At 45.8% G+C, this 25,326-nt stretch carries 25 protein-coding genes; 10 read left to right on the forward strand and 15 right to left on the reverse strand.

Annotated features, from left to right (window positions below):
* The first annotated feature begins 100 nt into the window (after positions 1-100).
* The 3 genes from cls (VP472_RS18165) to VP472_RS18175 all read left to right on the forward strand — a co-directional run bounded on the left by cls (VP472_RS18165) (position 101) and on the right by VP472_RS18175 (position 2,616).
* Positions 101-1,300 carry a cardiolipin synthase gene (gene cls, locus VP472_RS18165; RefSeq protein ID WP_146275712.1) on the forward strand — a complete coding sequence of 400 codons (1,200 nt, stop codon included), beginning with the start codon at positions 101-103 and terminating at the stop codon, positions 1,298-1,300.
* A gap of 12 nt (positions 1,301-1,312) precedes the next feature.
* On the forward strand, positions 1,313-2,275 hold the full coding sequence (gene uvsE / locus VP472_RS18170) for a UV DNA damage repair endonuclease UvsE (protein WP_146275714.1): 963 nt from the start codon (positions 1,313-1,315) through the stop codon (positions 2,273-2,275).
* 68 nt (positions 2,276-2,343) lie between these two features.
* Positions 2,344-2,616, forward strand: a complete 273-nt coding sequence (locus VP472_RS18175; protein ID WP_003151087.1) for a hypothetical protein — start codon at positions 2,344-2,346, stop codon at positions 2,614-2,616.
* Between the two features lie 66 nt (positions 2,617-2,682).
* On the opposite strand, the gene VP472_RS18180 is transcribed toward VP472_RS18175, so the two are convergent.
* The 8 genes from VP472_RS18180 to VP472_RS18215 all read right to left on the reverse strand — a co-directional run bounded on the left by VP472_RS18180 (position 2,683) and on the right by VP472_RS18215 (position 13,900).
* A complete protein-coding gene (locus VP472_RS18180) occupies positions 2,683-4,410 on the reverse strand; it encodes an ABC transporter ATP-binding protein (RefSeq protein ID WP_017418722.1) in 1,728 nt (575 codons plus the stop codon).
* Between the two features lie 80 nt (positions 4,411-4,490).
* The gene (cls, locus tag VP472_RS18185; protein ID WP_043867509.1) at positions 4,491-5,993 is read right to left on the reverse strand and encodes a cardiolipin synthase; all 1,503 of its coding nucleotides are present in this window, start codon (positions 5,991-5,993) and stop codon (positions 4,491-4,493) included.
* Between the two features lie 95 nt (positions 5,994-6,088).
* On the reverse strand, positions 6,089-6,718 hold the full coding sequence (locus VP472_RS18190) for a YitT family protein (protein WP_077722981.1): 630 nt from the start codon (positions 6,716-6,718) through the stop codon (positions 6,089-6,091).
* A gap of 138 nt (positions 6,719-6,856) precedes the next feature.
* A complete protein-coding gene (narI, locus tag VP472_RS18195) occupies positions 6,857-7,528 on the reverse strand; it encodes a respiratory nitrate reductase subunit gamma (protein ID WP_102422805.1) in 672 nt (223 codons plus the stop codon).
* Positions 7,525-8,082, reverse strand: coding sequence for a nitrate reductase molybdenum cofactor assembly chaperone (gene narJ, locus VP472_RS18200; RefSeq protein WP_146275716.1), 558 nt, complete (start codon positions 8,080-8,082; stop codon positions 7,525-7,527). The genes narI and narJ overlap by 4 nt, the downstream gene beginning before the upstream one ends.
* A gap of 25 nt (positions 8,083-8,107) precedes the next feature.
* Positions 8,108-9,571, reverse strand: coding sequence for a nitrate reductase subunit beta (narH, locus tag VP472_RS18205; protein WP_146275718.1), 1,464 nt, complete (start codon positions 9,569-9,571; stop codon positions 8,108-8,110).
* Entirely contained in the window at positions 9,561-13,247 is a 3,687-nt protein-coding gene (locus VP472_RS18210; RefSeq protein ID WP_146275720.1) for a nitrate reductase subunit alpha, read from the reverse strand. The genes narH and VP472_RS18210 overlap by 11 nt, the downstream gene beginning before the upstream one ends.
* 176 nt (positions 13,248-13,423) lie before the next feature.
* On the reverse strand, positions 13,424-13,900 hold the full coding sequence (locus tag VP472_RS18215; RefSeq protein ID WP_015387562.1) for a cyclic nucleotide-binding domain-containing protein: 477 nt from the start codon (positions 13,898-13,900) through the stop codon (positions 13,424-13,426).
* Positions 13,901-14,042: 142 nt separating this feature from the next.
* Between VP472_RS18215 and VP472_RS18220 the strand changes: the two genes are divergently transcribed.
* Complete coding sequence (locus VP472_RS18220) at positions 14,043-14,762, forward strand: YwiC-like family protein (protein WP_146275722.1); 720 nt, start codon at positions 14,043-14,045, stop codon at positions 14,760-14,762.
* A gap of 30 nt (positions 14,763-14,792) precedes the next feature.
* Here VP472_RS18220 and VP472_RS18225 read toward each other — a convergent pair whose 3' ends face one another.
* The 4 genes from VP472_RS18225 to VP472_RS18240 all read right to left on the reverse strand — a co-directional run bounded on the left by VP472_RS18225 (position 14,793) and on the right by VP472_RS18240 (position 19,027).
* The gene (locus VP472_RS18225) at positions 14,793-15,509 is read right to left on the reverse strand and encodes a fumarate/nitrate reduction transcriptional regulator Fnr (protein WP_014306017.1); all 717 of its coding nucleotides are present in this window, start codon (positions 15,507-15,509) and stop codon (positions 14,793-14,795) included.
* A 97-nt stretch (positions 15,510-15,606) separates the two neighbouring features.
* A complete protein-coding gene (gene narK, locus VP472_RS18230; RefSeq protein ID WP_146275724.1) occupies positions 15,607-16,797 on the reverse strand; it encodes a nitrate transporter NarK in 1,191 nt (396 codons plus the stop codon).
* A 134-nt stretch (positions 16,798-16,931) separates the two neighbouring features.
* Complete coding sequence (gene argS, locus VP472_RS18235) at positions 16,932-18,602, reverse strand: arginine--tRNA ligase (RefSeq protein ID WP_043020956.1); 1,671 nt, start codon at positions 18,600-18,602, stop codon at positions 16,932-16,934.
* Positions 18,599-19,027: a YwiB family protein gene (locus tag VP472_RS18240; RefSeq protein ID WP_003151069.1), complete on the reverse strand. Its 429-nt coding sequence runs from the start codon at positions 19,025-19,027 to the stop codon at positions 18,599-18,601. The genes argS and VP472_RS18240 overlap by 4 nt, the downstream gene beginning before the upstream one ends.
* Positions 19,028-19,318: 291 nt before the next feature.
* Between VP472_RS18240 and VP472_RS18245 the strand changes: the two genes are divergently transcribed.
* From VP472_RS18245 to VP472_RS18275, 6 genes are all read left to right on the forward strand, one after another.
* A complete protein-coding gene (locus VP472_RS18245) occupies positions 19,319-20,464 on the forward strand; it encodes a response regulator aspartate phosphatase (RefSeq protein WP_077722992.1) in 1,146 nt (381 codons plus the stop codon).
* Positions 20,448-20,567: a PhrC/PhrF family phosphatase-inhibitory pheromone gene (locus VP472_RS18250; RefSeq protein ID WP_069473622.1), complete on the forward strand. Its 120-nt coding sequence runs from the start codon at positions 20,448-20,450 to the stop codon at positions 20,565-20,567. Before VP472_RS18245 ends, VP472_RS18250 begins: the two co-directional genes overlap by 17 nt.
* Before the next feature lie 198 nt (positions 20,568-20,765).
* Complete coding sequence (locus VP472_RS18255) at positions 20,766-20,969, forward strand: helix-turn-helix transcriptional regulator (protein WP_003151064.1); 204 nt, start codon at positions 20,766-20,768, stop codon at positions 20,967-20,969.
* 13 nt (positions 20,970-20,982) lie between these two features.
* Positions 20,983-21,186: a hypothetical protein gene (locus VP472_RS18260; protein ID WP_146275728.1), complete on the forward strand. Its 204-nt coding sequence runs from the start codon at positions 20,983-20,985 to the stop codon at positions 21,184-21,186.
* Positions 21,187-21,592: 406 nt separating this feature from the next.
* Positions 21,593-21,874 carry a hypothetical protein gene (locus VP472_RS18270; RefSeq protein ID WP_014306021.1) on the forward strand — a complete coding sequence of 94 codons (282 nt, stop codon included), beginning with the start codon at positions 21,593-21,595 and terminating at the stop codon, positions 21,872-21,874.
* A gap of 43 nt (positions 21,875-21,917) precedes the next feature.
* Complete coding sequence (locus tag VP472_RS18275; protein WP_070082524.1) at positions 21,918-22,430, forward strand: stage II sporulation protein M; 513 nt, start codon at positions 21,918-21,920, stop codon at positions 22,428-22,430.
* Positions 22,431-23,020: 590 nt separating this feature from the next.
* Here the strand turns inward: VP472_RS18275 and VP472_RS18280 are convergent.
* From VP472_RS18280 to speE, 3 genes are all read right to left on the reverse strand, one after another.
* Positions 23,021-23,239 (reverse strand): helix-turn-helix transcriptional regulator, encoded by a 219-nt coding sequence (locus tag VP472_RS18280; RefSeq protein ID WP_003151056.1) that lies wholly within the window; start codon positions 23,237-23,239, stop codon positions 23,021-23,023.
* Positions 23,240-23,408: 169 nt separating this feature from the next.
* Entirely contained in the window at positions 23,409-24,281 is an 873-nt protein-coding gene (speB, locus tag VP472_RS18285) for an agmatinase (RefSeq protein ID WP_003151054.1), read from the reverse strand.
* A 59-nt stretch (positions 24,282-24,340) separates the two neighbouring features.
* Complete coding sequence (gene speE / locus VP472_RS18290) at positions 24,341-25,171, reverse strand: spermidine synthase (protein ID WP_003151052.1); 831 nt, start codon at positions 25,169-25,171, stop codon at positions 24,341-24,343.
* Between the last annotated feature and the right edge of the window lie 155 nt (positions 25,172-25,326).

Raw genomic sequence — 25,326 nt, forward strand, 5'->3', positions numbered from 1 at the left:
CATATCTTTACTTTATCATAAATAATGAATGAGTGTTCAGTCAATAATTAAATTCACATTCTCAGGGCACACTACGGATACTTCGGAAAGGAGCGTCGCTATGAAGGTCATTTTTGTGTTGCTTGTCATTTTTATCATATTGATCGCACTTATGCTGTTTGATATGCTGCTTGGCCGGGCGGCGTACAAAAAACAGGCGTATGAGCCCGTTTTTGACCCGAAAAAGAGTAATATCACACTCATTCACTGCGGAAGCGAGCTTGTGCAGCAGATGACGGCTGATATCCGCCAAGCCGTCTCTTCTATTCATATGATGTTTTTTATTATGAAGAACGACCAAGTCAGCCATGAGATGTTTGATTTATTGAAAGAAAAGGCCCGGGCCGGCGTCTCCGTATATCTGCTGCTCGATTGGGCGGGCAGCCGCCAAGTGAAAAAGCCTTCCATTCAAACGATGAAAAAAGCCGGCGTTCACGTTCATTTTCTAAATAAACCGGCATTTCCGTTTCTTTTTTTCAGGCTGCAAAAACGGAATCACCGGAAAGTGACCGTCATTGACGGCAAAATCGGCTATGTCGGCGGCTTTAATATCGCTGAAGAGTACCTCGGCAAAAAAGCGAAGTTCGGAAACTGGGAGGATTATCACCTGAGGATGACCGGCGAAGGCACGGCGGATCTTCAGACTCTTTTTGTAAGCGACCTGAAACGAAATACCGGAAAAACACCCGAATCACCCGGGGTTTATCCGGCATTATCCGAAGGGAATATCTCTCATAGGACATATGCATCTGACGGTTTTTCGCTTGAATCGCATTATGAAAACTGCATCCGTAAGGCGGAGAAAAAAATCATCATCGGCACGCCTTATTATGTACCGAGCAAAAAGCTTCAGGAAGCGCTTATTTCAGCCTGCCGAAAAGGCGTCAAAGTCATCTTGATCGTTCCGATGAAATCAGATCACCCGCTCGTTCGGGAAACAGCTTTTGCCTATTATCCCGAGCTTCTGAAGGCCGGCTGCCTCATCTATCGGTATTATCAAGGCTTTTATCATGTTAAAGCCTTCATTATAGATGACCGCATCAGCATTATCGGCACGCCGAATTTTGATAAACGGAGCCTGTTCTGGAATGAAGAGGTGAATGTCATCATTCATGATGAAGCCTTTACAAAGGAAGTGCTTTCAACCATAAAGCAGGACATCGAAAAATCCGAGCTTCTCACATTAGAAAAAGTGAAACAGCGCTCCGTCAGACAGCTTCCTGCAGAATGGCTGGGAAAGGCCATATCTTACTTTTTATAAAGGAGAAACCATATGCTGTTCAGATTCGGATTCGTCGCAAACGCCATGTGCCTTTGGGACGCGTCCCCCGCCAAAACCTTAACATATGCGCGCTATACCAAGCTTTCCCGCAGTGAGCGGAAAGACGCCCTGCTTTCTGTGACGAAAGCAAATCTTACCAATACGCTGCGCACCCTCCACTATGCGGTCGGCCACGGCATCCCTTTGTACAGGTTCTCAAGCTCAATTGTGCCGCTCGCCACGCACCCGGATGTAATGTGGGATTTTATCACGCCGTTTCGCCAGGAGTTTCGTGAGATCGGCGGGCTGGTCAGAAAATATGACCTCAGAACGAGCTTTCATCCGAACCAATTCACGCTTTTTACAAGCCCGAAACGGGAGATTACCGCAAATGCGGTCAAGGATATGGCCTATCATTATGACATGCTGGACGCAATGGGCATCGCGGACCGTTCCGTCATCAACATCCATGTCGGAGGCGCTTACGGTGACAAACAAAGCGCGCTTGGCCGTTTCCGCGTGAATCTGAAAGAACTTCCCGATGTCATCAAACAGCGGATGACTTTAGAAAACGATGATAAAACATATACGTCCGAGGAAACACTCAGTGTATGTGAGCAAGAAGGCATTCCGTTTGTGTTTGATTATCACCATTTTTACGCCAATCCGACCGATGACGCTGATTTAGATGACATTCTTCCGCGGATGATCAAAACATGGCAGCGGATCGGCTTAAAGCCGAAGGTCCATCTCTCCTCGCCAAAATCAGAATCAGCCGTACGCAGTCATGCGGACTATGTGGATGCGAATTTTATTCTGCCGGTGCTGGAGCGGTTCAGACAATGGGATGCGGACATCGATTTTATGATTGAGGCGAAAGAGAAAGACCGGGCGCTGCTCCGGCTCGTCGAAGAATTAAGCGCCATCCGCGGAGTTAAACGCCTGGCGGGCGGAGTGCTGAGGTGGAAGGTATAACCAGGTTTATCACCCGTTCATATGGGGAATTTCCGAAATAACAGACCATCAGACGGAGGAGAAAACACATGAAAAACATTACATCTTTGAAAATAGCCGCTAAGAAGTTCACTTTAAGAAACATGCTTCAGCTTTATCAGCTTTGCCACACGGGAGGCCACGAGCTGTATATCTACTCTAAAAAAACAATGTGCAAAATCAAAGATATCATTGAGCTGGAAACGTTCAGAATGGCTCATAAAGAACAAGAATATTTAATTGTAGTGGAAGGAAAGAAAGCGGTGCAGCTTGTTGACCGTTTCAAACATATCATCGAACCTGCGCAAAAAGAAGCCCATTAAATACGGACTACATAAAAAAGGATAGACAGGAGGCTGCCCGGCCCCCGCTCGTCTATCCTTTTTCCATTATTCATGTATCAGCTCGCCGAATTGGGCCTGATGGAGTCTCTGGTACATGCCGCCGGATGCCAGCAGTTCCTTATGATGACCTTGTTCAGCGATGCCTTCTTTCGTGACGACGACGATCCTGTCCGCATCCTTAATCGTAGCCAGCCGATGGGCGATCACAAGCGTTGTGCGTCCTTCAGACAGCTCTTGCAGCGATTTTTGAATGGCGGCTTCCGTTTCTGTATCGAGGGCTGATGTAGCCTCGTCTAAAATTAAGATCGACGGGTTTTTCAAAAACATTCTGGCGATGGAAAGCCGTTGCTTCTGCCCGCCTGACAGCTTCACGCCGCGCTCGCCGATCACCGTGTTTAAACCGTCGGGATACCCGTTTACCAAATCCTCTAAATGTGCCTGGCGGACGGCCTGCCGGATTTCTTCCTCAGACGCATCGAGCCGCCCGTACGCAATGTTTTCCCGCAATGTGCCGGAAAACAGAAAGACATCCTGCTGGACGACGCCGATTTGTCCGCGCAGAGATGACAGCGTCATGTCCTTAATATCGATTCCGTCGATGGAAATCACGCCTTCAGACGGCTCATAAAAGCGCGGCAGCAGACTTGTCAGCGTTGATTTTCCCGCTCCCGAAGGCCCGACGAATGCGACTGTCTCCCCGGCATGAATGGACAAATTGATTCCCGACAGAACCGGGCTGTTTTCTTCGTAACCGAATGACACACCATCATAACGGATATTCCCTTTTAAACCGGACACATGTCTCGCGTTCGGGGCGTCCTTGATATCAGGCTCCGTTTCCATTATTTCTATAAAGCTTTTAAAACCGGCAATGCCTCTCGGATACAGCTCAATAATCGCGTTGATTTTATCAATCGGACGGAACAGAACGTTCGTCAGCAGCACAAAAGCGACGAATTCTCCGTAAGATAACGATCCGCGGATCACGAACCATGTCCCGCACAACAGGACGAACAGCGTGACGAATCTTGTCAGCATGTAACTGATCGAGCCGTTTTTCGCCATGATTTTATATGACGTCAGCTTAGTTTTGCGGAAACGCTGATTGTTCACGTCAAACCGCTGCGTTTCAAACGCTTCATTGCTGAAAGCCTGAACAAGACGGATGCCGCCGATATTGTTTTCGACCCTCGCGCTGAAGTCTCCGACGTCTTTGTTCAGTTTTGTAAACGCAGAGGTCATTTTTTTATTAAAATACAAAGCAAGCCAAATGACGACCGGCATAATGATAAAGGTCAACAGCGCGAGCTGCCAGTTAATGAACAGCATCACACCGAACGCGCCCAAAATCGTCATGACCGCGATAAACAGGTCTTCAGGCCCGTGGTGGGCGGTTTCTCCGATATACATCAAATCATTGGTGAGCTTGGACATTAAACTGCCCGTTTTGTTGTTATCGTAAAATTTGAACGAAAGCTTTTGCAGATGGTCAAAAAGCTTTTTCCGCATATCGGTTTCAATGTTAATGCCGAGCATATGGCCCCAATACGTCACAACATACTGAAGCGCCGAGCTGAGGGCGTAGACTCCGAATAAAGCAGCGGAAGTCAAAATAATCAGACGCCAATCCCGCCCCGGGAGCAATGTATCGATAAAGTAATTAACAATCAGAGGAAAACTCAGCTCCATCAATCCGCCGGCGATGGCAGAAAAGAAGTCGAGAAAAAACAGCTTTTTGTACGGTTTATAATAAGAAAAAAATTGTCGCAGCACGATTCCGTCCTCCTTGTGCCTCGTTCCTAATGATAATATTTCTCAATTATACTATACACAAGGAGTTTTAAAAGCGTTTTTTATAAAACGCCGGAAAATAACCGCGCGAAGGATTCCTTCGTTCTTTCCCATAATGTGCGCTTATAGAAACGGACGGGGCTGATTTTCTCAGACTCTCTCATATCCTCCAGATAATGCGCTTCAAGATCTTTGATCGCCTTTTGATCTGTAAAAAAGACATTGACCTCAAAGTTCAGCTGAAAGCTTCTCATGTCCATGTTCGCCGTCCCGACAGAGGCGAGGTTTCCGTCAGTGATGAGCACCTTTTGATGCATAAAGCCTTTTTGATAGGAATAGACTTCGATTCCTTCGCGAAGAAGCTCGGGGAAATACGATCTCGTCGCATACTGGGTTAAAAATCCGTCATTGGTTTCCGGCACCATGACTCGCACCCGGACGCCTCTGGCAGCAGCCTCCTTTAGCGCTGTGCGGATCGGCTCATTCGGCACGAAATAAGGCGTCGCGATCCATACAGATGATTCGGCTGCCGCTATCATGGCATAATACAGATCGCTCATCCGTTCCTTCATATCGGGGCCCGTCGGAACGACTTGATAGACGCCGCCGCTTTCTGCAGGGACCGGGCGGCTGTATGCTTTCTGATCAATCAGCACCTCATCCGAAACGTATTCCCAATCAAGCATAAAAATGCTGTGGAGCGTCTGAACGATTTCTCCTTCGACTTTCATATGGGTGTCCCGCCAAAAACCGACACTTTGGTCTTTGCCGATATACTCCTTGCCGACATTCAGCCCGCCGACAAAACCGGTTTTCCCGTCAACGATGACGATCTTGCGGTGATTTCTGAAATTGAATTTTTGGTTGAAAAAACCGTATTTCAGCGGTAGAAACGGGACGATGTTCACGCCCGCGCGTTTCAGTTTTTTAATGTCTTTTCCGGCCAGCTTCAGGCTGCCGGCCGCGTCGAACAAAAACCGCACTTCCACGCCTTGACGCGCTTTTTCCATCATAATGTCCATCATCTTGTGCCCAAGCATGTCTGATTTGAACATGTAATACTCAATATGTATAAATGATGCTGCCGACCTGAGCGCTTCAAACAGCTCCGGAAATGTTTCATCCCCGTTTTTGAGCACCTTCAGCCTGCTTTTTGTATTGATATTCATATGGGATGCCTTGATTGAATATTGAAAGAAACGCTTCTGATTTCCTTTCAGCCCGGACAGATCGGGCGTCTGTTCCATATCAAATATCGTTCTCAGCTTTTCCCGGTTGTATGTCCGTTTCGACCTGAACAGCTTGCCTTTTTCATAAAGCTGGCCGGAAAAAAGGTAAAATAAGTACCCGGCGATCGGAAAAAACACAAGAATATGAATCCATAACAGCGTGTGCTGCGAGGTGCGGTTTTCAAGAATTAACGAATAGATGCTGAACAAAATAATGCTTGCGTAGCAAAGCAACCCTCCGTAAAACTCAAGCCTGGAAACCGGAAAAAACCATATGACATATGCTCCGATAAGCATCATATATAAAAAGCAAAATTCCAGTCTCCTTTTCAGCATCCCGACTCTCTCCCATCTGATCCGATATCTCTGTATACCCTCTGTTTTCCAGCCTGTAAACATATGAAAAATCCTCTCCGCACGAGCGGAAAGGATTATGATGACACTTCCTGTGATTGGCCGGGTGTGATGTTCTGAAGCAATGCCGGATTGAGCGAGCAGCTGCCTTTGATTTTATTTTTGAAGATGCCGATGATCAGACCGGTGACCGCAATCGACACTAAGGAGAAGAGCCCTTTCAGCAATCCGACGGAGAAAATGCCGGCCAGCACGACGCCAAAATCGAAGAGGAAATTAACGGCACCCGGGTTCCATCCGCAGCGCTTTTGCAGAAATAAAGCGAGGATATTGGCGCCGCCGAGCGATGCCTGATGATAAAACATGAGCGACAGGCCGAACCCGATCAGCGCCCCGCCGCAAATCGCCCCGGCAAGCGGTGAGACAGAGACCGGCGGCAGCCAGTGATCCGCGCCGGTAAACAGAGTCAGCACTGTGACTGCAAAAACAGTGGATAGAGTGAATTTGATTCCCATTCTGATGAGAGAAAATATATAAAACGGGATATTGATCAGAAAGAAGATAATCGCAAATGAGGAATGAAACAAGTATGACAGGCTTAGTGACAGTCCCGCTGTGCCGCCGGTTAATACATGAGAATGTCTGAGTGTCAGGACGCCGGCGCTTGTCATCAGACAGGCGGCTAAAATGAGGAAAATCCGCTTCATTCTTCACTCTCCTTTTGTTGATGTTATTTCCACATAAAACATAACAGGAATCCCCGCCGCCCAGCCATTACCTTGGCAGAAAATATCTTATGTTTTTATTTTCTCACCATAAAAAATCCCCCTCTTGCAGGGGGATTTTTACGTGCGTTTCCGATAGACAACATAGCTGCGGGTCAAATACTTGAGGGGCAGGCTGAATACGTGAACCAATCTTGTAAACGGCCAGAGGGTAAAAACGACGTACCCTATGATGATATGAAACTTAAACCATAGCGGGACACTTTCCATCAAAGAAGCGTCAGGCCGGAACAAAACAATTTCCCTGAACCACGGCCCGACTGTTGCCCTGTAATCAAATCCTTTCGAATCAATGTTGAGAAACGTGGCCGCAACGCCTGACAGCATCATGAACAGCAGCAGGATGAGCGTCAGGATATCCGATGGCGAGCTGGTTTTGCGGATTCTTTTGTCAAACAGCCTTCTGTACGTCAGGATCACTAGTCCGGCACAAGCCGCAATCCCCGCCGGCAGGCCTGCGCCGATCGCCATTTTGTGATACGTATGCTCTGAAATGCCAAGTGCAGTATACACGCCTTCCGGGATCAGAATTCCCATGACATGTCCCCCGACAACGCACAGCAGTCCCCAGTGAAAAAGTGTGCTGCCCGCCGCGAGTTTTTTCTTTTCTAACAGCTCGCTTGATTTCGCCGTCCAGCCGAATTGGTCATGCTGATAGCGGTAAATATGCCCGCCGATAAAGATCGTCAATACAATGTACGGCATAATCCCCCACAGGATCTGCCCGCTCATGCCTGAACAGCCCCTTCTTCAGTGCTTTCACGTACACCGATGCTTTCCAGCGCGGCCTGCAGCACGTGCAGCAGCTCAGCATAGAGGCTGTCATTTTTTTCGAGGCGGGAAGCCAGCTCCCTCACATTGGACAGGTATTTCTCAAACACGCTTCTCACCGCTTCAATCTCCGCAACTGCGGCGAATTCCAGCATCAGCGGCAGGTAATCAGGCAGTTCTTTCTCTGTCGGCAGGAAACCGGATTGCTGGTAGGTGTTTTTTAAATGCAGCAATTCGATGCCGCGTTCCCTTTGTTCGCCTGAGTTAAAGTAGGTGACGTACATATTCGTTTTTTTTCCGAAATCGAACGTATACACATAGTGTTCAATCAGCGCTTTTCGAGAAAACCTGGCTGCCGCCTCGAAAAATTGCAGCAGTTTCTCACGGATTTGCTGATTGGTGATGTCATGGATAAGAGCCTTCCAATCGGGAAGCCCGGCTCTCCACTCTTCATCCGGATAAGACAGGAGACAGGAAAGAGCGGAGAATGTGATTTGCCGGTCTGTGGTGTTCATCTTGTTCCACCTCATTTATCAAAAGTTAGAAACAAGAGCCGGGGCCGCCTGAAAATGACAAGCCGCAGCTTCCTTGTTCAGCGTATAAATCAGACACTTCTTCTCGATGGCTGCTCGGGATCACAAAGCGGTCATCATATTTGGCGATCGCAAGCAGCCGATACATGTCTTCAATTTGCTGTTCTGTTAAACCGACACCGGAGGTCAGTGCCGCGTCGATGGATTTATTCGTCTGGACCGCCCTCATATACTGACGCATGACGGACATTTTCTTTAACGTTGACCGAATATGATCCGTATCACCGGCCGTTAATAACTGGGCCAAATAGTCAATCGGAATTCTCATTTGGTCGATAGCCGGGAAAATATCTTCCGCCGTTTGCCGGCTGCCTTTTCCTTCAAAGAGATTCATAATCGGGCTGAGCGGCGGAATGTACCAAACCATCGGCAGCGTACGGTACTCAGGGTGAAGCGGAAGCGCAATCTTCCAATCGATGATCATTTTATAGATCGGCGATTGCTGCGCGGCCTCTATCCATTCAGCCGGGATGCCTTGTTCTTTTGCCAATTTGGCAATCTCAGGATCATTCGGATCAAGAAAAATGTCCAGTTGGGAATGGTAGAGATCCTTTTCATTTTCAACGGAGGCCGCTTCCTCCACTTTATCCGCGTCGTACAGCATGACGCCGAGATAGCGGATTCTGCCCACACACGTTTCGGAGCAGATGGTCGGCAGCCCCGCCTCCAAGCGCGGAAAGCAGAGTGTGCATTTTTCCGCTTTGTTCGTCTGCCAGTTAAAATAGACTTTTTTATAAGGACAGGATGAGACGCAATATCTCCATGAACGGCACGCGTTTTGATCAACGAGTACGATGCCGTCTTCCTCACGTTTGTACATGGCGCCGGACGGGCAGGATGACACGCATGCCGGATTGATGCAGTGCTCACAAATACGGGGCAGATACATCATAAAGACCTCATCGAATTCTGTTTTGATCGATTCCTCCATTTTTTGAACGTTTGGATCTTCAAGCCCTGTAATATGGCCGCCCGCGAGATCATCCTCCCAGTTCGGGCCCCATTCGATATTCATAAAATCACCCGTCAAGGACGATTTCGGCCGCGCCACCGGCTGGTGCTTTTTCTGCGGACTGTTTGTTAATGTTTCATAATCATAGTTCCAAGGTTCATAGTAATCATCAATCGTCGGCTGATTCGGATTATAGAAAAGGCCTGCAAGCCGGTTTGTTTTCGGGCCTGATTTCAGTTCAAGCTTTCCTTTTTTCAACGTCCAGCCGCCTTTATATTTGTCCTGGTCCTCCCATTGCTTCGGGTAGCCGATGCCGGGCTTTGTTTCTACATTATTAAAATACATATATTCCGCACCGGAACGATTTGTCCACGTGTTTTTGCAGGTGACACTGCACGTATGGCAGCCGATGCATTTATCCAAGTTCATGACCATCCCGATCTGCGCTTTAATCTTCAAGCCAATCGACCTCCTTCAGCTTGCGGATGACGACATTCAGATCGCGCTGATTCCCTGTCGGACCGTAATAGTTAAAGCCGTAACTGAGCTGTGCGTAGCCCCCGATCATCTGGGTCGGCTTGACGTGAATCCTTGTCGGGCTGTTATGGGTGCCTCCGCGGTTATTCGTCAGTTTTGTGCCGGGCACGTTGATGTGGCGGTCCTGGGCATGGTGCATAAACGCCATTCCTTTAGGAATCCGGTGAGACAAAACCGCTCTCGCCACGACAACGCCGTTTCGGTTGAAGCATTCAATCCAATCGTTGTCTTTGATATCCGTGTCCTCTGCGTCATCTTTATTCATCCACACGGTCGGCCCGCCCCGGAACAGCGTCAGCATCGGCAGGGAATCAAAATACATGCTGTGAACGGACCATTTATTATGCGGCGTCAAATAATTAAGAACGATCTCTTTGCCCTCTTGATCAGGCCGCTTGCTTAGGAACGGACGGTGCTGGAGGATCGGTTTAAATGTCGCCATCGTTTCACCGAATTCCATCATCAGTTCATGATCGACATAATAGGATTGTCTGCCTGTCAGCGTCCGCCACGGGATTAATTTTTCCACATTCGTCGTAAACGGCGAGTATCTGCGCCCTCCTTTTTCTGAGCCGGTAAAAGCCGGAGACGTGATGACCGTTTTCGGCTGGGCTGTAATTTGCTCGAACGTAAAGCATTCTTCCTCGCGTTCTTCCGCCAGGTCTTTCAGCTTCAGGTTTGTGATGTTTTCAAGCGATTCCCATGCTTTTACGGCGACCTTTCCATTTGAGGTGGACGACAGGGTTAAAATCGCTTCTGCCGCCTGCTTTGCTTCACTTATATTCGGGCATCCTTTGGCAACGCCGTCTGAATCGGTTTCTCCCAGTCTCTTTTTGAGCGATTCATATTCATCGGCGATCGACCAGCTCATCCCTTTTGTTCCGCTCGGTTTTAAAGCCGTATGAGGGCCGAGCGCGGTCATTTTATGAAAAATGTGTTTGTAATCCCGTTCAGCGACATGGATGTTCGGCATCGTTTTTCCCGGAATGGCTTCACATTCGCCCTTGCTCCAGTCATTGATTTTTCCGAACGGCTGGGCCAATTCCTGCATCGTGTCGTGGAGGAGCGGCGTCGCGACTACCTCTTTCACCGGCTCCATCTCGACTTCTTCCGCCAGGTCGGAAACGGCTTTTGACAGTGCTTTGAAAATATCCCAGTCTGACCTCGATTCCCACGGCGCCGAGATCGCCGGAGCAAAAGGATGAATAAACGGGTGCATATCCGTGCTGCTGAGATCGTGTTTTTCATACCATGTCGCCGCCGGCAGCACGATATCGGAATACAGCGCCGTACCGGCCATTCGAAAGTCGAGATTGATTAACAAGTCAAGCTTGCCTTCCGGCGCCTGTTCCCGCCATTTGATTTCTTCAGGGCGGATGCTGTCGCTGTCGTCATTCATCAGACCGTTCGTAGTCCCCAGCAGATGCTTGAGAAAATATTCATGCCCTTTTCCTGAGCTTGAGATCAGATTAGCCCGCCATACGAAGAGATTCCTTGGGAAATTCACTTCATTGTCCGGGTCTTCAATCGCGAATTTCAATTTTTTCTCTTGAAGCCGTGAGGCCACGTACGCACCTACGTCTTCAGGTGTCGCCGCCCCCGCCTTCTCAGCTTCTTGATACAGATTGATGCCGTTTTGATTGAATGTCGGATAGGACGGCAGCCACCCTAATCGCGCTGCCAGCACATTGTAATCGGCGTGATGCTTGTAGCGGGATGACGCGGCGATCGGTGAAGCCAAGTCACTGATCGGCTGGTCTTCATAACGCCACTGGTCTGTCGCAAAGTAGAAAAATGAGGTGCCGTTTTGCAGTTTAGGCACGCCTTCCCAGTCCTTTGCGGTTGCGATCGTCTGCCACCCTTCAGCAGGACGGAGCTTTTCCTGACCGACATAATGAGCCCAGCCTCCGCCGTTTACGCCTTGGGCGCCTACCAATAAAACAAGATTTAACACCGCGCGGTAAATCGTGTCGGAGTTGAACCAGTGGTTGATTCCCGCCCCTACGATAATCATCGATCTGCCGTCTGTATCGATCGCATTTTGAGCAAACTCCCTGGCAATCTGTATAACGGCTTCTCTTTTAATTCCCGTGATCTGTTCCTGCCAGGCAGGTGTAAACGGACGGGGATCATCATAAGATGCGGCTGATTGTCCGCCGATGCCCCGGTTCACGCCGTAGTTTGCCAATATCAAGTCAAACACGGTCGTGACGTACGTCTCTTCACCATTCAGATCCAATTTTTTAATAGGAAGATTCCGCTCAAGCACTTTGTTTCCGTCATTTGAAAAATACGGAATGCGCACTGTACTGATTTCATCCTCTATTCCGAGCACAGAGAGACGGGGTTCAATCGGTTCCCCAGTGTCTTCATCGATCATATGCAGATTCCATTTCTGCTGCCCGTCCCAGCGGGAGCCCATTGTTCCTTGCGGTATGGCAAACGCACCTGTCTGTTCATTCCAGACAGCCGGCTTCCACTGATCATGCTTTGTCTGCCGCCCGATGTCTTTCGCATGCAAAAACCGCCCCGCAGTGTATACGCCATTTTCCTTTGACAGAGTGACGAAGAATGGAAAATCGGTGTATTGCTTCGCGTACTCAATAAAACGTTCAGTTTCTTGGTTCACGTAAAATTCCTGCATAATGACGTGCCCCATCGCCATCGCAAGCGCCCCGTCAGTCCCCTGGCGGATGCTCAGCCAGTCATCTGCGAACTTTGAGGACTCCGCAAAATCGGGACTGATTGAAATGACCTTGGCGCCTTTATAGCGGGCTTCCGCCAGAAAATGCGCATCAGGCGTTCTCGTTAACGGAACGTTGGAGCCCCATGTGATGATATAGCCTGAATTGTACCAATCACTGCTTTCCGGAACGTCCGTCTGGTCACCCCAAATTTGCGGGGATGCCGGCGGGAGATCCGCATACCAGTCATAAAAACTGAGCATTGGGCCGCCGATTAAAGACATGAATCGCGAACCTGATGCGTGGCTGATCATGGACATCGCCGGGATCGGAGAAAAACCGACATTCCGGTCAGGCCCGTATTTCATCACTGTATACAGCAGAGAGGCTGAAATCAGCTTCAGCACTTCCGGCCATTCCGCGCGGACAAATCCGCCTTTCCCTCTTGCCTGTTTATAGGACTTCGCTTTTTCAGGGTTTTCAACGATCGATTTCCAGGCATCCAGCGGATTTTGATGCGTCTGCAGTGCTTCCCGCCACAAATTGATCAGCACACCTCGCACATATGGATATTTCACACGGAGCGGGCTGTAGATGTACCATGAAAAACTGGCCCCCCGCGGACAGCCTCTCGGTTCGAAATCAGGCATATCCGGTCCTGTTGATGGATAATTCAAGTTTTGTCCTTCCCACGTGACAATTCCGTTTTTCACATAAATATTCCAGCTGCAAGAACCCGTGCAGTTGACGCCGTGGGTGGAGCGAACGACTTTGTCGTACTGCCATCTGTTTCTGTATACATTCTCCCAATCACGATCTTCGCTTGTCGTTTGGCTATGTTTATTTGAATGATGTTCGATAGGAGAAAAATAGTTTAATCTCCTGAGCAACGGACTCATTTTCTTTTTCTTCATGATCGTTCACTCCTTCCGAGTCAGGTGATGCTATGTACACTATAAACAGAGACGGCGCATCACCTTGTGAACTAAGTCACACACTCTGCTTTTTTCACAAAACGTTCACACAGATCAGCAGGAAGGATTTTCAAACGATATGAGGACGCCCGCGTCATCAAAAAAACCGGTTCTGTTTAAGAACCGGGTTCGGCGTTTTCATCCAGTGATGTATGCAGATACCGCAAAAACAACTGATAGGAACAGAAGACATTTTGCTGAAGCATCGCCAAAAAGTTCATTTGCAGCCGCGGATGGTAAGACATCATTTGCTTAAATATAGAATATGGAATATGGAGTACCAGAATATCCGGTGAGGCATTGACTGAGATAAAAGGCGATAAAGAGAGCCCGCCTTTTTCATCAATCGGAAACACATCGCCTTTTTCCCACAGCGCAACGGTTTGCGACCCTTCAGGGAGCCTGCTGTCCGTAAAACGGATATTGCCTTTTAATACAATATAAACGGATTGTGAATGAAGAAAGGATGGAGATTGGTCAGATGAGCCGCGGATAAACGTCCCGTTTTTCAGCAAGGTTTCGACAATGGACAGAGGCACTTCATTAAACATAGGAAGTTGTTTCAGAAATAATAAATAGTCACACTGATTCATAGGAAAGCCTCCTGTGCTATTGATAGCTTTAGTGTAGCCCGATTGAGCCCGCTCGGCAGTGATGTATTTCACAGCTTGTATGATGAATGTCACTTATCGGAAGGATGACTGCACTTATAATGAAATAAAAAGGAGGGTTTCGATGAAAGCGATGATTCCGAAGCAGCACGGCGCATGGGCGATGCTGCTGATTCCATTTTTACTCGGCATGGTCAAGGGAGGCCCGGTTTTCTGGCATATTCCGCTCTTTCTGGGCTGGCTGTTCCTTTACTTGACGGTTTATCCCGTTTCGCTCGCTTTGAAAAAGAAACAGCTTCAGCCTTATCAAAAGTGGATATGGTATTACGGTTTTCCGGCCTGCTGCTTTTTGATCATTTCTGTCTTTCATAAGCCGCAGCTCGTCTGGATCGGCGTTTTTTTATTGCCGCTGTTTCTCATACATACGCATTATGCCCGCCGAAAAAACGAACGGGCGCTCACGAATGATATTGCGGGAGTCTTGTTCTTTTGTTCAGGCGGGCTTGCGAGCTGCTGGCTGGGAACGGGAATCCTTGACGGCTGGGCTTGGTTTCTATTCTTGCAATCCGCTTTATTTTTTGTCGGGAGTTCTTTTTATGTGAAATCGGTCATACGGGAGAGAAAAAACAGAAGGTTTGCTTACTGGTCGTGGGGATATCACCTCTTGCTCCCCTTTTTATCGGCTCTTCTCGGGGCAGGCTGGGCGTTTCTCGCTTTTATCCCAAGCAGTCTGCGGGCCTGGTTTTTTCACGGAAGAGACTGGCCGGTGAAAACGATCGGCATTCTGGAAATCCTAAATGCCGGCTTCTTTTTCGCCGTCATGTGTATATGTATCACAAGCTGAAAAACAAGGACATCGGCTGCCCTTGTTTTTTCAGTCAATATTGCAGATCTCAAGCGGACAATTTTCACACTCGATCTCGCATCGTAAATAGTCCCGCTTGTGCAAAATAATTTTTCCGGTTTCGTCTATCGAAATAACCCCTTGTTTGCGGAGGTCTCCCAGCATGCGGTTGACGCTCTCCCTTGCCGCCGCGCAAAACTTAGCCAAATCCTGATTTGTCAGCACAATGTTAATCAGAATCCCGTCACTTCGTTCCACCCCGTAGCTGTTTGATAAGCGGATAAGGGTGGAATAGAGCGCCCCTTTTTTGCCGTGAAGAAGCAGATCCCTGATCTTAGACTGGATTTTTCGCAGATGGGTGCTCATCCATTTCATAAATTCAAACGTCAAAACACCGTTTTGGATCAATTCCTTTTCCAGCCTGTTTTTATTAATGACGAGCACCTCCCCGTCCTCTAACACTTTCGCACTGAGCATATATCTCGGCTCATCTGTGAATAGCGTCAATTCTCCGACAATATCGTGTTTTTGGCAGATTCTAAGTGTCAGGTCTTTTCCGTCAGATGTCAGCTTGCCGATTTCAATGAGTCCTGATTGAATCAGATAAAGCTCTTCTGCATCCATTCCTTCTTGAAACAAATACGTGTGTTTTTTCATTTTCCTTTTCGTACTGATCGATTCCAGCAATTCATGCAGTTCGCGGGAAAGAAGTTCTTTATCAGATTTTCGGACAGAGAGAATATTCATGAGCTCACCTCGAAGAAAGTCACGTTGCGTATGTATATTGTAACGTGACTTGATTTGCACTCGCCCAGAAAAAATTAACAATCTTGTGAATGGATCATTATGAATCAAGGCTATGACTGTTTTTCTCCGTATGTGTTTTCATTCTTTCCTGCCAATACATCCAGATCACAAGGACAAAGCTGGCTAACGCAACCTCTGAAAGCGCCATAAACCCGATCGCGTATTGGCCTGTTGCCTGAAATACACTTGCCAGAATCAGCGGAGGGAAAAAACCGCCCAGTCCGCCCATGGCAGACACAATACCGTTGGCAATCCCCGCTTGCTTCGAAAAATAGAAAGGCACCAGTTTAAATACCGTCCCGTTTCCAATCCCTGAGCAGACTGCCACCGTCAGCGATCCGAACGCATAAAGGCCGATCGCCGGGGAGAATGACAGCATGACGCCTGACAGCGTAAGCCCTGCGAAAACGAACATCAGAATGCGGAGCGGGCTCAGTTTATCTGCAAGAAACCCTCCCACAGGCCTGAGCAGCGTAGAGACCGCAATAAAGCCGGCCGTCCGCAGGCCGGCGTCCGCAGAGCTCAGCCCAAAATGCTCAACCAAAAAATTCGGAAGATAGATGGTAAAGGCCACAAAGACGCCGAACGTAATAAAATAAAACAGGCTCAACATCCACAGCACATGATTTCGGTAAACGGCTTTCATTTGTGTCTTTATGGAAACTTTGACTTTCTTCTCATGCCGGTCGCCGAACAAAACGTGCAGTAATGCGAAAACAGCCAGCAAAACAAGATACATCTGCACGGTTGCTTTCCATCCCGCGGCTTGAGCGATAACCGGCGCGGCAAAGGTAGTAACGGCGGTCCCGATGTTTCCGGCACCGTAAATCCCGTTGACGACACCGTGCTTTTCTTTCGGATAATATTTCGGGAGGGACGTCACTCCGATGGAGAATACCGCTCCCCCGATCCCTAAGAAAAAGCCGCCCGCGATTAAATCAAATAAAGAATCCGCGATACTGATCCAAAATACGGGAAACAAAAGCAGGATGAAGCTGATCATAAACATCAGCCGCGCGCCATACCTGTTCGTTAAATATCCTAAAGGAATACGGAGAAGCGATCCGAGAATAACGGGAATCGCCGTCACCAATGAAATCTCGCCTTTGCTTAAATGAATATCTGATGTCATTTGAGAAATGAGCGATGAAATCAGCACCCACACCATAAACCCTGCCACTAAGCTTAATGACTGCAGCGATAATTGAATATGTTGACGATTGATCATTCGGCTTGCCCCTTTCACTGATTCAATATCAGTCTTATCATACAAAAACTCAGTGTGCGGGATTGTGAATTACATCACACGCTTTATATGCAAAAAAAAGAACAAAGCCCGAAGACTTTGTCCTTTGATCATCATTACATTTTTTCCGGAGCGGATACGCCGATCAGCTGAAGCGCATTGTTCAGCGTAATTTGCGTCGCCTTCATTAAAGCGAGACGCGCGCGGCTCTTCTCTTTATTTTCCGGATCGATGACTTTCTCCGCATTGTAGAAGCTGTGCAGAGCGGAAGCCAGATCATAAATATAGTTTGTGACACGGTGAGGAATGCGTTTTTCCGCCGCTTCTGCCACTGCTTCAGGGAAGCCGCCGATTGTTTTCAGCAGGTCATATTCTTTTTCTGATTGAATATGGCTGAAATCAAGATCTGCCGCCGGTTTAAGTCCCTGCTCCTCCCCTTGGCGAAGCATGCTGCAAATACGTGCGTGTGCGTATTGCGCATAATACACAGGGTTTTCATTAGATGTTGATACGGCAAGATCCAAGTCAAAATCCATATGCGTATCAGCGCTGCGCATCGCGAAGAAATAACGGACCGCGTCAAGGCCGACCTCTTCAATCAGGTCGCGCATCGTTACGGCTTTCCCCGTACGTTTGCTCATCTTCATTTTTTCGCCGTTTTTGTATAAATGAACGAGCTGAATGATCTCAACTTCCAATGTGCCTTTCTTGTAACCGAGCGCTTCAATCGCCGCTTTCATACGCGGAATATACCCGTGATGATCCGCGCCCCATACATTGATGAGCTTGTCGAATCCGCGGTCAAGTTTGTCTTTATGGTATGCGATATCCGGCAGCAGATAAGTGTATGAGCCGTCTTTTTTGATCAGCACACGGTCTTTATCGTCGCCGAACGTTGTGGAGCGGAACCATGTCGCGCCGTCCTCTTCGTATACATGGCCCTTTTCGCGAAGCGCCTCGAGCGCCTGATCAATTTTTCCGTTTTCGTACAGTGACGTTTCAGAATACCATACGTCAAACGGCACGCGGAAATTTTCCAGGTCGGAGCGAAGTTTATCAAGCTCGTACTTTAAGCCGTATTCACGGAAAAACGCCTGACGTTCGCTCTCCTCTTCATGTACGAAACGGTCACCGAAATCTTCGGCAAGTTTTTTCCCGATGGCGATAATATCCTCGCCGCGGTAACCGTCTTCCGGCATCGGTTTCTCGAGGCCGAGCGCTTCAAAATAACGGACTTCAACGGAAAGCGCCAGGTTGTTAATCTGGTTGCCCGCATCATTAATATAGTATTCACGGCTCACATCATAGCCCGCTTTAGAAAGCACGCTGCACAGCGCGTCACCTACCGCTGCGCCGCGCGCATGGCCTAAGTGAAGATCTCCCGTCGGGTTGGCCGATACGAATTCGACCTGAATCTTTTCGCCTTGTCCGATGTTTGTCTCTCCATAATGTTCACCCGCTTCAAGCACGGACGGAATCAGTTTTGTTAAGTAGCTGTTGTTCATGTAAAAGTTGATAAAGCCGGGTCCCGCAATATCCATCTTTTCAATGGAAGCTTTGCCTTTATCAAATGACGCCACGATCTCCTCAGCGATTTGGCGCGGCGCTTTTTTTGCGATTCTCGCCAGCTGCATCGCCATGTTTGTGGAATAATCACCGTGTGTTTTGTCTTTCGGCGTTTCTAACAGTACGCTTGGAATCTGGCTTTCGTCCGCCAGGCCCGCTTTCAGAACGGCCGCTTTGATCTCTTCCTTCAGCACGTCCTTCATTTGTTCCGCAATATTCATGCCTTTGTTTCCTCCTTATATTGGATCGTCATGTTATGTACATGTTCTTGGTTTTCGCCTACAGTCATGTTATATGTCAGTTTGACGGAGCCTTCCGAACCGCCGACATCAGATTGAATGTTTTTCGTTTCCGTACGGAGCTCCATTTGTCCGAACGGCAGTTTATATTGAGTGAGTGTCGATGCCCCCGGAATGAACCGCTGTTTCATTTGGATGGCGCCCGATCTCATTACGAGAATCTCTTTTTCTGTGATCTTGACGACCGTTTTAATCTTGCCCAAATCATGCTCTTCGTGATAGGAAAGATACGTTTTGCCGTTTCTCACGTAATAGAATCCACTCGATGTAAATTCAACCGACTCTTCTTCAGAGCCGTTATGAATGAATGATTGCACATGAATGGCTACTGGTGTCTCCTGTCTCATGCTGACACTTCCTTTTCATCATCCCGCTTAACCTGAATAGTATAAGTTTTCAAGGGAAAAAGTTCAACCGCTTCCTCCTATCTTACCATCTTTGCTGATTGGTTTTGAAGATAAACATGATTTTTAAGGAAAATGAAAAAACCGGAAATCCTAGGCTGCGGGATAAATGCGGTTCCTTCGGCGGACGGCTTTGTCAAAGGGGATAAGTTTGCGGTATTTTTGCGCTATCCTTCCGAATGAAAATGATAAAATATGTCATATACATAACGTGGAAGGGAGGGATTCGGAATAGTGGCGAGTGTTTTATCGTCTTCAGCGATTGGAGAAAAAATCAACGAATGGTATATGTACATTCGAAGGTTCAGCATCCCGGACGCCGAGTATTTGCGGAGAGAAATCAAAGAAGAACTTGCAGGCCTGGAAGATGACCAGGATCTTCATCTGTACTATTCTCTCATGGAATTCCGCCACAATCTGATGCTCGAATACCTCGAACCGCTGGAATCGCAGCGGATAGAAGAACAGCCGAGACTATCGGATCTGCTCGCGGATATTGATAAAAAGCAGGCCCGGCTGACCGGACGGCTTGATTATTATTTTAATTTTTTCCGGGGGATGTATGAGCTGGAATGCCGTGAATATCTTTCAGCGATTCAGTTTTTTAAGAAAGCTGAATATAAGCTGGATTTTGTCAAAGATTGTATCGAGAAAGCTGAATTTTATTTTAAGATGTCAGAGTCCTACTATTATATGAAGCAGACTTATTTTTCTATGGATTATGCCCGGCAGGCTTATAAAATTTATCATAAGCAGGAGGCATATAATATAAGGGTGCTTCAGTGCCATTCATTGTTCGCTACCAACTTTCTTGACTTAAAGCAATATGATGAAGCAATTCAGCATTTTAAAAAAGCTTATGCCATGGCAGAGGCAGAACAGCAGCCTCAATTAATGGGCCGGACTCTATATAATATCGGACTTTGTTTTAACAGCCAAGGAAATTACAAACCAGCCATTGATTACATAAAACGGGCAATAGCTGTTTTTGAAGATGGGAACATCATCACTTCTCTCCCGCAAGCCTATTTCTTAATCACACAAATACATTATAAAATCGGAAATATGGCCATAGCCAGACAATATCATGACAAAGGGGTATCTTATGCAGAGGAGGCAGAAGATTCCCTATATATAGTCGAATATGAATTTTTAGAATCTTTGTATGTCGGTGAGCCTGATGAAGAAGCAATCATGGAATGTTTTGACTTTCTCAGAGATAAAATGATGTATGCTGATCTTGAAGATTTTGCCTTAGATGTGGCAAAATATTATCATGAAAGAGAGAATTTCGAGAAGGCTGCTGCATATTTTTTAAAGGTGGAAGAAACAAGACAGCAGATTCAAGGAGGTGTGAAGTTGTATGAAATTGAAGTATAAATTAGCACTTACTTGCTTGGCAGTAAGCACTGTTTTTGTTTCAGCCGACATCGCAAGTGCACCGGAACATCAATTTGAAATTGCTCAGCGCGGAATGATTTAAATGATAATTACTTTTAGGCTTGCAGGTTAAACTGCAAGCCGTTTTTTATATAAACAACTAATTTACAAAAACAAAAAACATACCTTAGAACTCAAATGTGTAAAAAGTATTTGACACTTATACATATATTATTTAAAATAAATATATATAAATTTGAAAATTTAAAATAAAAAACAAAATAAGTTAAGGAGGGTTTTAGTGGATAACAATATAAAAAAACTTAGAACAGCAGCTGATATTTCACAAAATGATCTGGCTAAGCTCTGCAACGTGACCAGGCAAACCATCAATGCAATTGAAAATAATAAATATGACCCGACTTTAAGTCTGGCTTTTTCGATAGCTCACGCTTTAAATACGGGAATAGATAAAGTATTCAACTATAACGCCAAAAAAAATTAAGGGAGCGGTTCTTATGAAGAAAATGGATGAGATGCAAAAACACCAATCGGGTACAGCCGCCAGAATAGCATTTAGTTTTTATACTGTCGCTTTACTGATATGGTCATTAATAAATTATTTTAAAAACGGAAATACAGGATGGCAATTTCCAATTCTTTTAATAGGCTGCGCGCTCTATTTATGGATTCAAGTTTATCAAAATCGAAAAACAAGGTAACGATTCCAATACACTTCCGGAGGATTATACAGCAATGTACGAATACAAGTTCATAAAAGCAGAAGTAAACCGATGGAAAGGAAAACCTAAAGAAGACTATAAATAAATTATTGAAAAGTATTCGCAGCAAGGGTGAAAGCTGGTTCAAATATTTGCTCCTGCTATTTCAGGCTATGGGGCAGCCGATTATTTTGATATTATTTTTGAAAAAAAGTATAATGTTTCAGTACCAAAGAAAGCCGGATCATACATATGGTCCGGCTTTCTTTGTACGAAATAAGCCAGCAGATACTTTTACGGATTTCACCTCTTAACTATTATTTTTTCGGAAATCCGCAATTCAAATAGATTCCAATATATTTTATTATTTAACTTGCTGGGGATATTGAAAAAATTGGAGGAAAAAATGAATCTACTTTTAAAAACACAAAATAGTAAAGCGATTTTTACATTAGTAGCATCAGGAATCATTGTTCTCGCTCTTTTCAGTATGAAACATAATCATTTAAGCATGGATGTTATCGATATTTTAAACAGAGCTGGAATTATCGCTCCTAGTTGGATTGTCAGTGCTATCACCGCAACGGGTTCAGTTCTGGCTATCATTACTGTTTTAGGATCTCTTGGTGCGGGCTTACCATTGGCCGTTTTAGAACAATTGGCTGCAGCAAGTACAGCAGCAGCATAATATAAAACATTAAATTCAATATCCCTGGCAGTCCCTTTAACGAATGGATGAAAATACATTGTTTAAAAAGAATGTTTTAGTCAAATTGTACATACTCTGTCTGATCTTATTTTTAATTGCTTTATTTACAGCATATTTTTATACAGATTCCGCTTCAAATGTAAATAATCTAAATCGAAATATCCGTCCGGATTTTTTTCAGATTTTCTTTAATAATATTAAAGTAGCGAGTCTGCTTGTTTTTTTAGGCCCGTTGACGCTGTCGCTTGGCACGGTTGCTGTTTTAATTATTAATGGATTAATTTTAGGAAATGCGATAGGAAACATTAAAGACAATTTAAACCTTTTACTGCTTGTTATACCCCATGGAATAATTGAAGTGCCGGTATTGCTTCTTGCAGCCTCTGTAGGAATGAAATTAACTTTAGATTTATTACTCCTCAAAATAAATTTGAAATTCACTTTTAAATATATTGGTATTATATTTCTCGGTTTAATGATAGCAGCTATGTTAGAAACATATATTACACCTATCTTTATAAAAGGAGCCTCTTAGGATTATGCAAATTGAATTATCTTCATTTAAGGAACGAAACATTAATTTTTTGTCCTCGTTTTTGTTTTATATTATCGGGTTAGCTTTTTATTTAAGTTCCCTTTTACCTTTTATGAAAAGTTTAATTCCCAAAAACATCCCTATACAAGTTGTTGAGCAAGTAAAACATTTAGATTACATCATTGCAATAGCCGCACTGTTTCTTTTAATGTTCGGGGTCATTTTTGAAGGATTCGTATTATTTCTCATTATAAATTTTCTTGGCGCTCAAATTAAGATCAAAACTTTTTATTCCCTATTTATGTTTTCTAACATCCCGGTCGCAATTAAGTTTTTTCTTATATCATTCAAAAATATTTTCGCAGAACATCCAAACACTAGTTTATTTTTCACAAGTAATCATTTGTTTTTTTCTATCTTTGATTTGTTCAATATTGCATATTTATTTCTTTTGTTTATTCTTCTGAAATGGAGAACAAATTTGAACTACCTGACAATCTCAGTTTTTATTTTTACGGCATTCCTGTATAGAATGTTTTTTTAGCATATATAAATAAACCCCCTCAATAGGGGTTTTTCTTTCATTTCGTTCACTGTATACAATTCCTTTTATATGCTTCCGAAACAATACCGACTCTAGTACTCACATTCCACTTTTTACAAAGACCGGCTATGATATATTCGACATTACGCTGCGAGTAGTTTAATGACTTAGCGATCTCTTTATTAGGCTTTTCAGCAATTATCAGTTTAATTACTGAAATTTCAATCTTTTTTAATTCCAATTCATTTTCTACTGCTGTTTTCATTCTAACTTCCTTTCTAAAGATGTATTTACTAAATAATACCCTATTATATAATTTTTATCAATAACATCAATTATTAATAGTAAAATAATATATTGCTTTTACTAACTTCTAAGGAGTTTATATACAATATAAAAATCCCCCGCCATGTTTCAAGCGGGGGAAATTCTTTCTATTTCACAAACCCAAGCAGCATTTCACGGATCATCTTGCTTGCCGTGTTTGCGGTTTGTTCTGAGTGGTCATAGACCGGTGCCACTTCTACGAGGTCGGCGCCTTTTACGCTGACCTCTGAGCGCGCGATTTCATGGATGGACGCGAGCAATTCTTTAGACGTGATGCCTCCCGCGTCAACCGTGCCCGTTCCCGGCGCATGAGCGGGGTCAAGAACGTCGATATCGATCGTGACATAAACAGGGCGTCCCGCAAGCTGCGGCAGCACTTTTTTCAGCGGCTCAAGCACTTCAAACTTAGAAATGTGCATGCCGTTTTCTTTCGCCCATTCAAATTCTTCCTTCATTCCGGAGCGGATGCCGAATGAAAATACGTTTTGCGGCCCGATGAGCTCGGCCGCTTTGCGGATCGGAGTAGAGTGGGAAAGCGGTTCGCCTTCATAATCCGTGCGCAGGTCGGTGTGCGCGTCAAAATGAATGATGGCAAGGTCCGGAAACTTCTTATACATGGCTTTTATGACAGGCCATGAGACAAGGTGCTCCCCTCCCATGCCGAGCGGGAACTTGCCTTTTTCTAAGATGCCGTCCACGTATTCTTCAATCATATCAAGGCTTCTTTGCGGATTGCCGAACGGAAGCGGAATGTCTCCGGCGTCAAAGAAATTCAAATCAGCCAAGTCACGGTCGAGGTACGGGCTGTATTCTTCAAGACCGATAGACACCTCGCGGATTCTCCCCGGGCCGAACCGTGAACCCGGACGGTAGCTGACCGTCCAATCCATCGGCATGCCGTAGAGGATGGCGTCCGCCTCTTTCCAGTCGGGGCGGCTTGCGATAAATACTTTTCCTGAATAAGCTTCATCAAATCTCATCAATAATACCCTCGCTTTCCTGTAAAAAAGCGCAAGATTCGCTCCTGCGCCGTACGTTTTTATTTGATTAAGTCGCTCACAAATTTCGGAAGAACAAATGCCGCTTTGTGAAGCTCTTTCGTGTAATACTTCGTGTCGATGTCGAAGAAACGGCTGTCCTCCACTTCAAGCGGATCGTACTTTTTAGAACCGATCGTAAATGTCCACAGGCCGCTCGGGTACGTCGGGATATTAGCCGTATACAGACGGGTGATCGGGAAGATTTCTTTCACGTCACGCTGTACGTTTGTAATCAGCTCCGGTGTAAACCACGGGTTGTCCGTCTGCGCGACGAAGATGCCGTCTTCTTTTAACGCCTTGGAAATTCCGGCATAGAAGCCTTTTGAGAACAGATTGACGGCCGGTCCGACCGGTTCTGTTGAATCAACCATGATAACGTCATACTCATTTTCTGATTTCGCGATGTGCATGAAACCGTCATCGACTCTCACGTCGACGCGCGGATCATCAAGCTTGCCCGCAATGGACGGAAGGAATTTTTTAGAGTATTCAATAACCTTGCCGTCAATGTCGACAAGCGTCGCTTTTTTTACGCTTGGGTGCTTCAGAATCTCTCTGATGACACCGCCGTCTCCGCCGCCGACAACGAGAACGTTTTCCGGATTCGGGTGCGTAAATAACGGGACGTGCGCAACCATTTCATGATAGACGAATTCGTCTTTTTCAGAAGTCATGACCATTCCGTCTAAGAACAGCATGTTGCCGAATTCTTCTGTCTCCACCATTTCCAGATGCTGAAATTCCGTCTGTTCCGTATGTAATGTTTGTTTCACCTTTAATGTAATGCCGAAATTCTTCGTCTGCTTCTCCGTATACCAAAGCTCGCTCAATTGTCATCTCCCTTTCAAGGCTTATTTCATTTATTGTAAGCGTCTGTATCGCTTTTATTCCGGTTAAAATCTCATTTTCACCTAAGGAAAAAGTATAGAGGATGGAGGGGAAAAAGTAAAGAAGTGTCCGGTTTGATATGTTTAAAAAACCCCCT

Source organism: Bacillus sp. MT(2024) (assembly GCF_036362845.1).
Lineage (GTDB): Bacteria > Bacillota > Bacilli > Bacillales > Bacillaceae > Bacillus > Bacillus velezensis.